This is a genomic window from Stenotrophomonas sp. CASM101 (assembly GCF_049384845.1).
GTDB classification, from domain to species: Bacteria; Pseudomonadota; Gammaproteobacteria; order Xanthomonadales; family Xanthomonadaceae; genus Stenotrophomonas; species Stenotrophomonas hibiscicola.
In genome coordinates this window covers 217,540-232,592 of record NZ_JBMRFR010000004.1, presented here as the reverse complement: position 1 = coordinate 232,592, position 15,053 = coordinate 217,540, and the positions used below count along the sequence as shown (strand labels likewise).

The window sequence follows — 15,053 nt, the reverse complement described above, 5'->3', positions numbered from 1 at the left end:
GGAGCCCCCGATGCTGTGCCCCCGCCCCCTTGTCCTTGCCCTGTCGCTGGCCTGCACCAGCGCCCTTCCGCTGCTGCCCGGCAGTGCCCACGCACAGACCGCCACACGCACCTACGATCTGCCCGCCCAGCCGCTGGCGGCCGCGCTGGACGCCTACAGCCGGCTGACCGGTGTCGACCTGGTGATAGGCGCGGCGCTGCCTGCCGGGCATTCGGCCCCTGCTCTGCGCGGTGACTTCGACGATGCGCAGGCCCTGTCGCGCCTGCTGGCAGGCAGCGGCCTGCGACCGCGCTTCGTCGATGCGCGCCGCGCCGCCCTGGAACCGGCGCCGGCTGAACGCGCCGATGGCAGCCGTCGCACCGGCCCGCTGCGGGTGCAGGGCACTACCGCGCACGGCCAGGCACCGGGGGGCGGCGCCAGCCAGTATGTACCGGCCACCCGCGATGGCTTTGCGCCCTCGGTCGGCAGCGAGCGCGTGGCGATGGCCGAACGCCAGGAAGGCAACAGCCTGCTGCGCTCGATGCCCGGCACCCACAGCTTCCATTCACGCAGCCAGCCGGGCCTGCAGGTCAACATCCGCGGCATGACCGGTGCCGGCCGGGTCAACACCATGATCGACGGTGTCACCCAGACCTTCCGCAACAATGCCGGGCATGGCTCGGGCGGTCCGTTCGCCTATGTCGATCCTTTCCTGCTGGCCGGCGTGGACGTGCAACGCGGTGCGGTCGTCGGTGGTGATGGTGCGGGCACGCTGGCCGGCAGTGCCAACTTCCGTACGCTGGATATCGACGATCTGCTCGGTGAGGGCCGTGGCCGGGGCCTGCGTGCAGGCTATCGCCACGGCAACAACGGCTACGGCAGCGGCCGTACCTTCGCCGGTGCCTGGCGCCACAGTGAAGAGGGTGGCGACCGCCAGTTCGGCCTGCTGGCCGCTGCCAGCAGCAGCCGCAGCAGCGAATACGCGACCGCGCGTGGGCAGAAGAACAACGCCGACCCGGGCAGCCAGCAGCCCAGCAGCTGGCTGTTGAAAGCACGCCTGCAGCCCAGCGACCAGCACCGGCTGGACCTGAGCCACATGCGTTACGAAAACGACTTCTACCACAACTATCCGTGGCAGATTTCCGCGCGCAACCAACGCGCCAGCTACCGCTACACGCCCTATTCGCCGTGGATCGACCTGCGCGCGACTTTTGCCAGCAACAAGACCCGGCTGTTCTACCCCCCGGTGGAGGATTCCAGCTACATCGGCCGCCGCACCCACAGCAGCCTGAACAGCTGGACCGTGGACAACACCAGCCGCTTCGACATCGGGGCACTGCAGGCGCGCTGGAACACCGGCCTCAAGCACCAATCGGACATCTTTGTGGCCGATACTCCCAACCTGCGCGGTGCCAACCCGCAAGGTCGCAGCCAGCTGGACAGCATGTTCAGCACGCTGGAGCTGCAGTACGACATCTACGCATTGACTGCCGGCCTGCGCCAGGACCGGTTCGGCATCCGTGGCCACATCCCGGTGTGCTCGGATATCCCCGGCCAGTGCGCGGAGATCAATGGCGGCGGCATCGGCGTGCGGCGCAGCGAGCGCGCACTCAGCCCGAGCCTGGCGGTTTCACTGCAGGCCACTGACTGGCTGCAGCTGTTCGCCGAGGTCTCGCGGACGTCGCGTCCGCCGCGCGTGCAGGAGATGTTCTTCGAGAAGATCCCGCTGGAAGGCATGAGTGATGCCGATGGCGTTGGCGCCAACCCGTTCCTGCGCCGTGAGCGATCGCGCAACCTGCAGTTCGGCGCCAACCTCAGCGCCTCCTCGCTGCTGGTCGACGGCGACCTGGCGCAGCTGCGGGTCACCCGCTTCGACAACCGCATCCGCGACTACATCAAGCCGCAGTACCTGCTGATCGTGCATCCGCCGGAAGTGGAACCGTTCGTGGTGCCGATCGACGGCGATCTGCAACTCACTGCCTGGACCGATGCACTGGACGTGGACGACTTCAGCACCACCACGCGCTGGATGAACCACCCCGGCGTGGTTCGCATGCGCGGTATCGAACTGGAAGCGCATTACGCCAGCGAGCGCTACCACGCCACGCTGAGCTGGACCCGCTCGCGTACCAGTGCGCCCGCCATCGAATTCGTCAACCTGGAAGACATCACCGCCCTGCCCGACCGCTACTGGACGCTGGACGTGGGCGGCCGCTGGTGGCAGCAGCGCGTGCAGGCCGGCCTGCGCGCCGAGTACTCGGGGCCGACCGAGGAAGGCTACGACTTCTTCCAGACCCGCAAGACCGGCGGCACCGGCGTGCTGCTGGACTTCTACGCCAGCTTCAGGCCCCAGGCCAACACCACGCTGTGGCTGAACATCGAAAACCTGCAGAACAAAGCCTATGACAACAATGCCTCGATCGACAGCATCTTCAGCCCGATCCTGGACCGCGGCAACGGCCGTGGCCGTACCGTCTCGATGGGCGTCAACGTGGCGTTCTAGCCGCCCCTGGCTGCCGCTGTGCCTGCTCGCGCTGGCCGCAATGGCCAGCGCGCAGCCGATGCCTGGCACGGTGATCGACCTGGCCAACGGCCAGCGCCTGGACGAAACCGCATTCGTGACGCGTGCGGCGGACGCCCAGCGGCTGCTGCTGGGTGAACGCCACGACCTCGCCGGAGACCATGCCGCCCAGCGCTGGCTGCTGCAGGCCCTGCAGCGGCGGCGTCCGCAGGGTTCACTGGTGCTGGAAATGATCGCCAGCGAGCGCCAGCCACGCCTGCAGCGGGTGCAGCGCTGGCTGGCGAAGGGCAACCGGGCCGAAGATGCACGCCTGCAGGAGCTGCTGGACTGGGATGCGCGCTGGCCGTGGGCCGCTTATGGCGGGCTGGTCAAGGATGCTGCCGATGCAGGCACGCCGTTGTTCGGCGGCAACCTGTCGCGTGCCGAGGTCAACCTGCTGCTCGCCTCCACTGAGGACGTGCAGTTCCCGGTGGCCGATGCCCGCCAGCGCCTGTCGGCGGTGGTGCTGGCCCAGCATGCAGACGCGGCACCGATGCTGGATGGGATGCTGGCCGTGCAGCAGGGCCGCGACACGCGCATGGCGCAGGTACTGGTCGATGCGCCCGCGCCAGCGCTGCTGGTGGCGGGCCGGTGGCACGTCCTGCGCGGTACCGGGGTACCGGGGTACCTGTCACCGGGTACGCCTGCGCTGGTGATCGCACTGGCCTCGCCGGGTGAAACCGTCGATGCGATTGATGCCGACCTGCTGTGGGTGCTGGCCGATGAGTGAACGCGGCCAACACTGGCAGGCGATTGCCATCACCATCGGCCTGCACCTGCTGCCCCTGCTGCTGTTGGGTTGGGTCGCGACGCCGCCCATGCTCCCGCCACCGGAACAGGACGTGCGCATCAGCCTGCGCCTGCTGGCACCGGCCACGCCCCCGCAGCCCGTGGAGGAGCGCCAGGCCGATACCCCCAGCCAGGCGCAGCACGCGCGTGCGTCGCAACCGGCAAAGTCGCCCCCGCCGCCAAAACCCACCGCTGCGCACGAGGGCGAGTTGGCCGCCAGCGAAACAAGCGGGACGGGTCGAAAGCCGCTGCCGGTCGCCCCGCCTGCGGCCGCGACCGATGCCAGTCCCGCACCGGCATCGATCACGGCCGCGCCGCCCGCTCCAGACGCACCACCGGCAGACTTCCAGGCCGGCGCCGCCAGCGACCAGTGGGAAGCCCGCCTGATGGCGCGGCTGGAGCGTTACCGCTACTACCCTGCCGCCGCGCGCTCGCGCCGGCAGCAGGGCACTGCGTGGGTCAGGGCCAGCATCGACCGCGAAGGTCGCCTGCTGGCGCTGCGGCTGGAGCAGTCCAGTGGCCAGCCGATGCTGGATGACGCAGCGCTGCAGACCTTCCGTCGCGCGCAGCCGCTGCCGCGCATTCCAGATGAACTGAAGGCACCGCAGGAGCTGGTGGTGCCGGTGGAGTACTACCTGCGCTAGGCGGCATAAGCCTCCGCCTCGATCTCGAACAGCATGCCGTCCAGCGCCAGCCGCGGCACCGGGATCAGCGTGCAGGTGGGCGCCGAGCGGTTCGGCCAGCGCCGCCGCACCTGATGGGCGATGATGCCCAGCCGGTCCTCGTCGTGGTCGACCACCAGGATGCGCAACCGCGCCACATCAGCCAGGCTGGCCTGCGCCGAGCGCAGCGCGATCTCCAGGTTGTCCAGCGCTTGCCCGACCTGTTCCTCGAAACCGGGGGAGAGATGGCCATTGGCATCCTCACCGCCCTGCCCGGCAATATGGATCACCCGCGCGGGCAGGCGCACCACCGCCACGTGCGAGTAGCCGTTGGCCGAAGGATCGTAAAGCCCCGCAGGATTGAACAGTTCCAGCAGGCCATGGCCGAGGCCCGGGGTGGTCAACAGGTTCATGCCGCGCGCCTCGTGGGGGATGCGAGCCAGTCTGCGACCTAAACATTGGTTCAGGTCAAACAGATCCGGTGCAACAGACCGGTCCGCCACGCGCAACGATCGCGCCCACGTGTAGATCCCGGCTCACGTCCACGCCGGATCGGCAGTGAAATCGATGGTCAGCCAGAACGTGCTGCCCCGCGCGTCCAGCCGCACGGCGATCTCGTCGCGCATCGCATCGACCTCCCCCACTGAGCCGAGCGGCGTGGCCGGATCAGCCAGCACATGGATCTCGATGAAGCGCATCCGCCCCATCTTCGCCACGTGGCTGGTGAAACCGAGGTAGCCACGCTCGGCCACGAACGCCTGCATCACCTGCTGCACGCGCCGGTCCAGATCGTCCGGCGCAACCTGCAGCACTTCACGCATGGCCTTCCACGCGCTGCGCGCCGGGACCGGCAATACCGCCAGGCTGATCAACGCCAGCACGATCGAATCCAGATACGGCACCCAGTGGTGCCACTCACCGCCATGCAGGACCAGGGCCAGTATGAAGGCCAGCACTACCGCCAGGCTCATCAACCCACCCAGCAGCCAGCCCCGTACATCCAGCCACAACAGCGCCGAGCGCAGGCGCCGCGCCCGCTGGGCGACGAACGCCGCCATCGCCAGGTTGCTGGCACTCAGCAATGCCGCCCACCACAGCGCGGGCCCTAACTTCACCTCGTGCCCGCCCGTGGTCAAGCCGATCACGGCGTTGGCCAGCGCATACACGCAGGCCAGCGACAGGATCACCCCGCCCAGTGCCTCGACCATCGGTTCCAGGTGCCAGTAGCCGTACTGGAAGCGCGGGCTCTGTTCCCGCGCCACCAGCCGCAGTACCGACAGCGACACCAGGGTCAACGCAACGTCGACGAGGCTGTACACGCCGTCGAACAGGATGGCCTGCGATCCCACCAGCAGGCCACCGCTGAAGCCGACCACGCTGACCGCGATGGTGACCCCGATCGAGAACTTCAGGATGCGTTGCTCGCGCGCGGTATCCATCGTTCGCCGAAGGGCCGACCGTCGCCGGTCAGGCCTTCAGTACCTCCACCTTGTACGAGGTCACGTCGCCGTCGTGCTCGATGATGAGCCCGTGCACGTCCGACTCGAAGCCCGGGAAGCGGGCATTCTGCTCACGGGCGATGCGCAGCGACTGGATGATCGGCTCATCGCTGTCGCCAAAGCGCTCGCCCGGCATGATGGTCGGGATGCCCGGCGGGTACGGAACCAGCATGGTCGCCGCAATACGGCCACTGATCTGCTCGATATCGACCCGCTCGATCTCGCCCTTCACCAGGTGGTTGTAGGCGTCGGCCGGGGTCATCACCGGTGTCGGCAGATCCACGTACATCTCGCGCATCACCTTGGCCACGGCGAATTCCTGGTTGAACGAATGAAGCGCGTCGCACAGGTCGCGCAGGCCCCAACCGGCGTACGCGTTCGGATAATCAGCCGCCAGCGTGGGCAGTGCCTGGCTCAGCGGCGCGTTGCGGTCATACAGTTCCTTGAATGCCATCAGTTCGGTGACCAGCGTGCTCCACTTGCCCTTGGTGATGCCCATCGAGAACAGGAACAGCACCGAGTACAGGTTGGTCTTCTCCACGGTAATGCCGCGGCCCCACAGGAACTTGCTCAGCACCGCCGCAGGGATGCCCAGCTTGCCCATGCTGCCGTCCATCGCCAGGCCTGGGGTCAGCAGGGTCACCTTGATCGGGTCGATCAGCACATAGTCGTCGACCAGGTTCTCGAAGCCGTGCCAGTGTGCGTCCGGTTGCAGGTACCACTCTTCGCGCTTGGCCACCATCGGCGCCGGCGTATCGCCCTTGTCCAGACTGCGCTCGAGCCTGGTCGGCTGCCATACGCTGAACCACCAGTCGTCGCGCCCCAGGTCATCGCGGACATGCAGCATCGCGCGGCGGAAGGCAATCGCCTCGTCATGCATTTCCTGCACCAGCGAGCGGCCGGCATCGCCTTCCATCATCTTCGAGGCCACGTCACAGGCCGCGATCACCCCGTAATGCGGGCTGGTCGAGGTATGCATCATGAACGACTCGTTGAAGCGCTCGGCATCCAGGTTCCGTTGCGCCGAGTTGCGCACGTGGATCATCGACGCCTGCGAGAACGCCGCCAGCAGCTTGTGGGTGGAATGCGTGGTGAAGATGATCGCATCCTGCTCACGCGGCTTGCCCTTGGCCATGCCGTAGTGGTTCTCGTAGAAAGGATGGAACGCGGCGTAGGCGTACCAGGCTTCGTCGAAATGCAGGAAATCGACCGCGCTGCCGATTTCGTCGGCAATCTTCTCGGCGTTGTAGCACAGGCCGTCGTAGGTCGAGTTGGTCACCACCGCGATGCGCGGCTTGGAGCCAGCCTGATAGGCCTTGCTGGCCAGCGGATTGGCGGCGATGCGCTGCTGCAACGATTCCGGCGTGAACTGATCCAGGCTGATCGGGCCAATGATGCCGTGTGCATTGCGGCTGGGGGTGAAGTACACCGGTACCGCGCCGGTCATGATCAACGCATGCAGCAGCGACTTGTGGCAGTTGCGGTCGACGAACACCACGTCGCCGCGCGCCACCGTGCCATGCCAGACGATCTTGTTGGCGGTGGAGGTGCCATTGGTGACGAAGAAGGTATGGTCGGCACCGAAGTTGCGCGCCGCCTCTTCCTCGGCATCCTTGATCGGGCCGGTGTGATCCAGCAGTGAGCCCAGCTCCGGCACCGAGATCGACAGATCGCTGCGCAGGGTGTTCTCACCGTAGAACTGGTGGAATGCACGGCCCACCGGTGACTTGGTGAACGCCACACCGCCGGCATGGCCCGGCGTGTGCCAGGAGTAGTTCGACTCGGCCGCATGGTGGATCAACGCCTTGAAGAACGGGGGCAGCAGGTTCTTCATGTAGTCTTCGGCCGCGCGCATCACCTGCCGCGAGATGAAGCTCTTGGTGTCTTCGAACAGGAAGATGAAGCCGTGGATGTATTTGAGCAGCTTGCTCGGCACTTTCTCGATGGTGCGGCGCTCGCCGTACAGGAACACCGGCAGGTTGGCGCGGCGCGCGCTCTGCTCGCGCAGGAAAGCGGTCAGGCGCTGGAACTCGCCATCCACCTCTTCACTGCCGTCGATCGAGATCAGCACCGCCGAGGCCGCCACGTAGGTGCGGGCGCCGGCCCGGGCATCATCCAGGTTCAGCCCGCACAGCACGCGCTGGTCATTGCTGCGCAGCTCTTCCACCAGCGCACGGATCAGGATGCCGCCGATGCGCGGCGACTCGTAGTCGTTGTCGATGACAATGACCGGATAGTCCAGGGACTTGAAGTACACGTCGATTCTCCTTGTCGAACTCAGGAATGCCGGGCGCCGGCGCTGATGGCCGATGCCTCGCGGGCGCGCTGCCGCTGCTGGCGGCGCTCCTCGCTGAAGAAGGGATAGAACACGGTGATGAACAGCACGAACAGGAAGGCGTACTGCACGATGGTTCCCGACGAGCCGTAGATCGCCCACAGGCAGTACACGACGGTCAGGCTGGTGAGCGTCCAGAACGCACCGGTGTGGACCAGGGTGTGCGAGCGCTCGACCACGAAGTAGCAGGCCACGCACGAGTAGATGTAGGGCAGCAGGGTCAGCACCACCGCCGCCGACGTGATCACGTCGAACTGGGCCGATGCGGTTTCCGAGGTGGACGTGACCAGCACTGCCAGGGTCATCAGCACGGCCACGATCAGCACGCCCTTGACCGGCACGTCGTCCTTGTTGGTCTTGCTGAAGATGCTCGGGAACAGGCCATCATCGGAGGCCGCCTTGGCACTCTGCGCGGTCAGCAGGATCCAGCCACCCAGCGAACCGGCCGCGCCGATGAACGCGCACAGGCTGACCAGTGCACCGCCCCAGCCACCGACGGCCTTGGCCGCGGCCAACGCGAACGGTGCGTCGGACACCTGCAGTTCCGCGTTCGGCACCATGCCCATGATTACCGAGGAACTGGCGATGTAGGCAATGGCAGCCAGGAACACGCCGGCCAGCGTCGCGCGGGCGACGTTCTTCTCCGGATTTTCGACCACACCGGCAGTCACCGATGCAGACTCGACGCCGATGAAGGCCCACAGGGTCAGTGCCGCGGCGCTCGAGATCGCACCGAAGTTCGACTCGCCAGACACGTTGTAGGCGCCCTTGAAGATGTCGGCATCGAAGAAGAACCAGCCGAAAATGGCGATGCCCAGGATCGGCACCAACGCAAAGCTGGTGGTGACCGTCTGCACGCGGCTGACGAAGGCCGGGCCGATCACGTTGGCAAAGCTCAGTGCCCACACCAGCACCAGCACCGCGATGCAACGCACCAGTGGCTCGGACAGGATCGGGAAGAAATAGCTGAAATAGCCCACCGCTGCGATCGGGATGGCGACGTTGCCGATCCAGTTGGCGAACCAGTAGATGGTGTTGGTCTGGAAGCCCATGTACGGCCCGAACCAGTCGCGCGCGTAGGCATAGGGACCGCCCGCCTTTGGGGCGAGCTTGCCCAGCTTGGCGAACACGAAGGCCAGCAGCAGCGCACCGGCGGTGGTGATCAGCCAGCCCCAGATCGAGGCGGTACCGATCTTGGCCAGGCTGGACGGCAGCAGGAACACGCCTGAGCCCATCATGTTGCCGGCGACGAGGAAGGTGGCTCCGACCACCCCGATTTTCTTTGCTTCTGCCATGACGATCTCCGGTACTGGCATGAGCCCGGCAGCACCGGGCGTGGGGACGGTTGCGCTGGCTTACGACCGCTGGCGCCTATTTGATGAAGTTGTATTGCAGGCTGCCCTGCACCCGGACCGTGTCGCCGCGTGCGCCGCCCTGCTGTTCCAGGCGGCCGTACAGCAGCTCCATGCCCATCGTCCACGACGGCGCGGGGCTCCAGATCAGGTTGAATACGCCGTACCGGCTCTGCCGGAAGGCATCGGCCGCCAGTGCGGCATTCCGCTCCAGGGTCAACTGGCCGAAGATCAGGTTCGATCGCCACAGCTCGGACCAGTAGTGGGTATAGCCGACGAAGCCGCCGTGCAGGTCCAACGCGTCGAGGCGGCCATCGGCACCGACCACCGCGTCCAGCCCGGAGCCGGTCAGGTCGGCGGTATAGCGGCTGAGACCGCGCCCTCCCAGCGCACCGAACAACAGCAGGTCGCGCTCGCCCACCGACGCCGAGCCGCTCAACTGCACGCCGCCAGCCATGCGCCGGTCGCGCTCGTTGTCACCGTCGTATGCCAGGCTGCGTGCCACTGCGCCCAGTTGCAGGTGGCCCCAGTCGCGTTCCATGCGCGCAGTGACGGTCACGTCCGGCAGACGGTTCACTGCAGCGCGCTCTTCGCTGGCACCGGCAAGTTCGGTCTTCGGATCTTCGGCGGCGACGGTCAGGGTGTTGCCCTTGCCCAGCGCAAAGCTGTGGTGGATGCCGGCCACCAGCAGATAGCCCGCGCCGCCTGGACCAGCGAAATCCAGCGTGTCGGGCAGGCTGTCCGGATCCATGAAACTGGAATAGCCATAGCCGGCATAGGTGTTGCCGAGCTGGCCATAGGCGTGACGCAGGCGGAATTCGTAGCCATCGCTGCTGCCGAAGAAGTCGTTTTCCAGGTAGAAGCGGAGGTTGCCGTGCGTGGTCGGGCGCCGCGCCTCGAAACTGAAGCGGGTCTGCTTGGCGTGGATGTTGAAGTTGGACACGTCACGGTGGCTGCCACCGACCGGCATCGACGAAGGAATGAACTGGTCCTCGTCACCGGCTGCGCGGGAATCCGCGATGGCATCCAACTTGGCATAGCCGCCGATGCGGATCACCGTATCAGTGCCGGGAATGGCAAAAAACCCCTTCAGATCGGGATCGGTCGGGCCCGCGGCACTGTCCGGACGCGATGCCGCCGTGGATGGATCGGCGACCGAATCGCGTTGTGGCAATACGGGCTGGGCGACACCCGGCACCTGGGTGGGATGGATCACCCCCGTCGTGGCCGCTGTGGGGGCGAAAGATAACGCTCCGGGCTTCGCCTGTGCCTGCGGCTGCGCCTGCACAGGCGCATGATCCCGCTGCTCCAGCCGATCCAACCGCTGCTGCATGCCTTCCAGCGCCTGGCGCATGGCGGCAATCTCACGCCGCAATGCCTGCGCATCCTGCGCATCACCCTGTTGCGCGTACGCCGGCATGACCGCCAGTGCCCCGAGACATGCCAGATTCAGTACCGCCATACGCATTGCATCCTCCCCGGACGAACACTCGCATCACGGTTCCGGAGCGCACGCATGCGCCGCCCTGGCCTCGCGTTGCCGTTGCTGGAAATGCGGGTACTGCGTCGACGACACCAGTCAGCCTGCACGCGGCAGACAACAGGACAATGACACTGCCCTGCCTCTATCCATGTCGCTTCCATCAAGGCCGCGCAGCCAGAGAGGTGGCGACCGCAGCAGTCTGGGTAACAATCAGGGAGTGAGAGTGTCGTGAATGGCTGTGCCGACCTGCCCGCATCCGGGCAGCCGCGGCGCGGCATCCATGGCGCGTTGACGCTGTATTCCATGCGTCACAGGCTAGTCCGCCTGTCGTTTTTGGCCTTGATTGGAATCAAGGCGTGATGTTTGATCTCAGTCACGATTCAGCCGTGACGACGAACAGCCCATGCGCAAGCGGTTGTGTTCGCCTGGGGCCTGGAACGCAACAGGCCCGCACGTCACCATGCGGGCCTGTGGTCGACATCATGATGCAGGCTCAGATCAGCGCGGGCCGAGCACCGTCTGCAGGTCATCCCCCTGCGGCAGACCGGCGCGGCGCTGCACCTGGCCCTGCGCATCCTGGAACAGGATACCCGGCGTGCCCTGGAACCCCATCTCGACCATCAGCACCTGGTTGGCGTCGAGCTTGCCCGCGATATCGCGGCTGATGCTCGGCAGGGCCTTGATGCCGCCACGGTCGAACTGGTGCTCGTTCTGAAGCAGGGCCGCGCTCGGGTCACGCGCGGAGAGGATCGCTGCCGCCTTGGCCGGACTGTCCTCACGGATGACGCCGACCATGATGTGGCGCAGTTGTACCTTGCCTGCATCCACCCACGGACGCGCCGCCTCCCAGAATTTGTGGCAGTAAGGGCAATTGGCATCGCTGAAGGTGTAGACCACGCGTGGCGCATCGGCCTTGCCGTCAGGCACCCACGCGCTGGCTTCCAGCTTGCTCCACATCCTGGCGGACATCGGCGAGGCGACCAGCTTCTCAACCGCCTCTGCGGCTACATCATTGCCTTCCGCGTCGAACAGACTGCCGACCAGTACGTGCTTGCCATCGGCAGTGACATAGGCCGCCGCCGGCTGCTGGCCACCGACCACGCCAGCGAAGCCCCGCAGGCCTTCGGGGGCATCGAACTCGGCAACGACCTCGAAACCGTGCTTCTCGATGCCCTTCAGCACCGCAGGGCGGTCGCCCTTGTTGGCAGCAGCTGCGGCGCTCGCGGCCGGTGGCGCAGCGCTCTTGCCCGGCGGCGTCTGTGCCTGGCTGCAGGCGGCCAATGCCAGCAGGACCGGCAGCAACAGCACCGCGGGGGCGGCGCGCAGGGAAGTCGACAACATGGGAACTCCGTAGTGAGATGCCCGCGCAGGCTACCGCAGCCGACGCAGTTTGTGTTCAAGACCGGCTGCCGTCAGTTCGCCGAGGTGCAGCTCTCGCAGGCGCCCTTCCGCGTCGAAGAACAGGGTCGAGGGATAGGCCTGCACGCCCAGCGCCGTAGAAGCCGCAGCGTCGCCGTCCAGCAATACGTTGTCCAGCACAAGGCGTTCGCGCGTAATAAAACCCTGGACCTCGTCGAGGGTTTCACCCTGATTGAGGAACACGAACCGCACCTCCGCATGCGCCTCCTGCGCGGCTGCCAATACCGGCATCTCGCGTCGACAGGGACCACACCAGCTGGCCCAGAGGTTCAACACCAGTGGCTTGCCACGGAACTGCTGCAGATCAACCCTGCCCCCCTCCAGGTCAGCAACCTGCACTGCTGGCAGGGGCATCTGCCGCGCCTGCCATGCGGACAGCAATTGGCTGCCACCCGCCCACAGCAGCACCCCTGCCAACGACGCGCCCAGCACGGGCATGCGTAACGCCCGCCACGGGCGTAGTCGCCACAGCCCCCATGCCAATCCCGCAACCAGGACGATCACCAGGTGATAACCGCCATCGGCAATCTGCAGAATGCCCCACGGCGCCTCGCGGTACAGCGTGAAGTTCAAGGCTACGAAACTGATGCGGCCGCACAGCAGGCCGACCAGCAACATGTCCAGAACCATGCTGGGTGCAGAAGGCAGCGGCATGCCGTCCTTCCTGCGTGACCACAGGCGAGCCACAGCCATCGCCAGCAAAACGCACGCGAGAATCAACACCACCGGCATCGGCACCGGCCCAACGCTCGACATCAAACCACCTGTTCAATCGTCCACTGACTGCATGGTCGAAGTGTCGCGCCCCGGTTGCAAGCGCGACGATGTTGGCGCCGTCAGGCCGCGCTTCGCCCGTGTTGCATCACCGACGGCGATTGCAGCCCACGCAGGCTGCCCGCCACCGATGGCATCAACGGCCGCTCGCGGCGCTTGCTGTTGACGTGACGCCGATAGTTGGCTGGCGTCATGCCCACGATGCGTAGAAACAACCTGCGGAAAGCACTCTGGTCAGCGTAGCCGACGCCCCAGGCCACCTCGTCGATGCCTGCTCCCTGCTGCAACAGGGTCTGGGCCTTGGCGATGCGCAGCCGTTGGCAGTATTCGATCGGCCGCAGGCCGGTGGCCTTGAGGAACCGCCGCTGCAGCGTGCGCGGCTCCAGCCCGGAAACCTCGCAGATCGCGGCAAGCGTGGCGCCGCGTGCGGCCGTGGTGTGCAGCCAGCGCTGCGCCTTCAACACATCACGATCGCCATGTGCGAAGTTGGCACTGAAGCGTTCAAGATCCTGCTGGATCGTGGCGGGCACGGTGATGCCCAGTTGCTGCGCGACCGCGCTGGCCACGCCCTGCCCATGCAGCCGGTACAGCAGGCGCAGCCCCAGGAAGCGCCAGGCCTGGACCCCACCGACCGTCAGCAGGTCGCCGTCATCCACCAGTGCCCGCTCGCTCGGCACCCAGCTCGCTGCCTGCGCCAGCAGGCCTGGATGGCGCCCCAGATCGGGGCCACTGACCGTGCGTCCCGCCAGCAACCCTGCCCGTGCGAGCACGCTGACGCCATCACTGGCAGCGGCCAGCAGGCTGCCGCCGTCGTAGTGTGCGCGCAGCCAGTCCAGCAGGACCTCGTCCGCGCGCAGGCACGCGCCGGCACTGATCTGGCCGGGAACCGCAATCACGGCCGGAATGGCCGCATCAAGCATTTCCGCACCGGCAATACGATGCACACCGCTCTGGCTGGCCGGCACGATCCAGCGGGTGACCAGCACCCGCTTGAACGGCCGACGCTGCTGCTGGGCCAGGCGATTGGCAACGTGCGCCATTTCGGCCAGAACGGAGGCGGCGGACGGATCACCTCCGGGGTACTCGACCACCGCGATCTCGACGAATCCTTCGTTCCTGAATCCTTCCACAGCCCCTCCTCGCTTCGTTGCAGGCCATCGAACGGCCGGTTCAGGCGAAGGGTAGGAACTGGGCCAGCGGCGGGGCTATGAAGAAAGTTGCAAAGTGCCCTGAATGCGCGCCCCCGGACCCAGCCTTGACTCTCGACCAGACTCCATCCTTCAAAATGACCGGCAGCATCCGCAGGAATCCGCCATGAACATTGGACAACTGGCCCGCCAGGCGGGCGTGCCGATCGATACGGTGCGCTACTACGAACGGCAGCAGCTGCTGCCGACCGCTGCCCGCTCGGCGGGCGGTTACCGCATCTTCGGCGAGCAGGACCTGCGCCGGCTGCGATTCATCCGCCGCGCCAAGGCACTGGGCTTCAGCCTGGAAGAGATCGGCGATCTGCTCGCACTGAGCGATCACCACTCACAGGACATGGCCAGCGTGCGCGATACCGCGCAGGCACGCCTGCAGGACATCTCACAGCGAATGACGGAGCTGCAACGCATGCACACCGCACTTTCGCAGCTGGTCGACGCCTGCCCCGGCCACGGCACACTGGACCAGTGCCCAATCCTGGCGGCGCTGACCGACGACGCTGCGCAGGCGACAGCGGACTGATATCGGCGTCGCAACGCGCGTGAAGAAAAGTGCAACAAATGCTTGCCAACCCCCTGGGGCGAGGCTATTATTTCGCTCCTCAGCGACGTGGGGCCATAGCTCAGCTGGGAGAGCGCCTGCATGGCATGCAGGAGGTCAGCGGTTCGATCCCGCTTGGCTCCACCAATCTTTCGGCATTAGGCCGTCGAAAGGTCGCTAAAGAACATTGATGAGAATTGCGTCCCCATCGTCTAGAGGCCTAGGACATCACCCTTTCACGGTGGCGACCGGGGTTCGAATCCCCGTGGGGACGCCACTCATCACGAACAATGAGGACCCGGCCGATAACCGGGTCTTTTTTGTTCACCGCCTACCGGCATTCAGGTTGTGGCGTAGCGGTTCCCCTGCCCCCGTGGCCGCGGTTGAACCGAAACGAAAAAAGCTCGAAAAAAGCTTCCACAAAGGTGAACACGCAGGTATGATAGGCGGCTCGG

General features: G+C 66.2%; 12 protein-coding genes and 2 tRNA genes. 6 read left to right on the top strand and 8 right to left on the bottom strand.

Annotated features, from left to right (window positions below):
* Nucleotides 1–10: 10 nt before the first annotated feature.
* From VG543_RS09435 to VG543_RS09425, 3 genes are read left to right on the top strand one after another with little or no spacing between them, the layout of a single operon-like run.
* On the top strand, nt 11–2,482 hold the full coding sequence (locus tag VG543_RS09435; protein ID WP_423178383.1) for a TonB-dependent receptor domain-containing protein: 2,472 nt from the start codon (nt 11–13) through the stop codon (nt 2,480–2,482).
* Between the two features lie 40 nt (nt 2,483–2,522).
* Nucleotides 2,523–3,269, top strand: a complete 747-nt coding sequence (locus VG543_RS09430) for a ChaN family lipoprotein (protein ID WP_058981868.1) — start codon at nt 2,523–2,525, stop codon at nt 3,267–3,269.
* The gene (locus VG543_RS09425; protein WP_423178384.1) at nt 3,262–3,972 is read left to right on the top strand and encodes an energy transducer TonB family protein; all 711 of its coding nucleotides are present in this window, start codon (nt 3,262–3,264) and stop codon (nt 3,970–3,972) included. Before VG543_RS09430 ends, VG543_RS09425 begins: the two co-directional genes overlap by 8 nt.
* Here the strand turns inward: VG543_RS09425 and VG543_RS09420 are convergent.
* The 8 genes from VG543_RS09420 to VG543_RS09385 all read right to left on the bottom strand — a co-directional run bounded on the left by VG543_RS09420 (nt 3,969) and on the right by VG543_RS09385 (nt 13,982).
* Entirely contained in the window at nt 3,969–4,403 is a 435-nt protein-coding gene (locus VG543_RS09420; protein WP_019660241.1) for a RidA family protein, read from the bottom strand. The two genes, VG543_RS09425 and VG543_RS09420, sit on opposite strands and share 4 nt — an antisense overlap.
* A gap of 123 nt (nt 4,404–4,526) precedes the next feature.
* Nucleotides 4,527–5,429 (bottom strand): cation diffusion facilitator family transporter, encoded by a 903-nt coding sequence (locus tag VG543_RS09415; protein WP_019660242.1) that lies wholly within the window; start codon nt 5,427–5,429, stop codon nt 4,527–4,529.
* A gap of 28 nt (nt 5,430–5,457) precedes the next feature.
* Nucleotides 5,458–7,746, bottom strand: coding sequence for an Orn/Lys/Arg decarboxylase N-terminal domain-containing protein (locus VG543_RS09410; protein ID WP_019660243.1), 2,289 nt, complete (start codon nt 7,744–7,746; stop codon nt 5,458–5,460).
* A 20-nt stretch (nt 7,747–7,766) separates the two neighbouring features.
* Nucleotides 7,767–9,119 carry an arginine/agmatine antiporter gene (adiC, locus tag VG543_RS09405; protein ID WP_021204506.1) on the bottom strand — a complete coding sequence of 451 codons (1,353 nt, stop codon included), beginning with the start codon at nt 9,117–9,119 and terminating at the stop codon, nt 7,767–7,769.
* 76 nt (nt 9,120–9,195) lie between these two features.
* Nucleotides 9,196–10,644, bottom strand: coding sequence for a DcaP family trimeric outer membrane transporter (locus tag VG543_RS09400; protein ID WP_164145156.1), 1,449 nt, complete (start codon nt 10,642–10,644; stop codon nt 9,196–9,198).
* 513 nt (nt 10,645–11,157) lie between these two features.
* Nucleotides 11,158–12,000: a thiol:disulfide interchange protein DsbG gene (gene dsbG / locus VG543_RS09395; protein WP_134730743.1), complete on the bottom strand. Its 843-nt coding sequence runs from the start codon at nt 11,998–12,000 to the stop codon at nt 11,158–11,160.
* A 30-nt stretch (nt 12,001–12,030) separates the two neighbouring features.
* Nucleotides 12,031–12,834: a redoxin family protein gene (locus VG543_RS09390; RefSeq protein WP_423178385.1), complete on the bottom strand. Its 804-nt coding sequence runs from the start codon at nt 12,832–12,834 to the stop codon at nt 12,031–12,033.
* 80 nt (nt 12,835–12,914) lie between these two features.
* The gene (locus tag VG543_RS09385; protein ID WP_155029758.1) at nt 12,915–13,982 is read right to left on the bottom strand and encodes a GlxA family transcriptional regulator; all 1,068 of its coding nucleotides are present in this window, start codon (nt 13,980–13,982) and stop codon (nt 12,915–12,917) included.
* A 184-nt stretch (nt 13,983–14,166) separates the two neighbouring features.
* Between VG543_RS09385 and VG543_RS09380 the strand changes: the two genes are divergently transcribed.
* The 3 genes from VG543_RS09380 (at nt 14,167) to VG543_RS09370 (ending at nt 14,875) form a co-directional block, all read left to right on the top strand.
* Nucleotides 14,167–14,580, top strand: coding sequence for a heavy metal-responsive transcriptional regulator (locus VG543_RS09380; protein ID WP_019660249.1), 414 nt, complete (start codon nt 14,167–14,169; stop codon nt 14,578–14,580).
* Between the two features lie 89 nt (nt 14,581–14,669).
* Nucleotides 14,670–14,745: transfer RNA gene (locus VG543_RS09375), tRNA-Ala, on the top strand.
* Nucleotides 14,746–14,799: 54 nt separating this feature from the next.
* Nucleotides 14,800–14,875, top strand: a tRNA-Glu gene (locus VG543_RS09370).
* Nucleotides 14,876–15,053 lie beyond the last annotated feature (178 nt).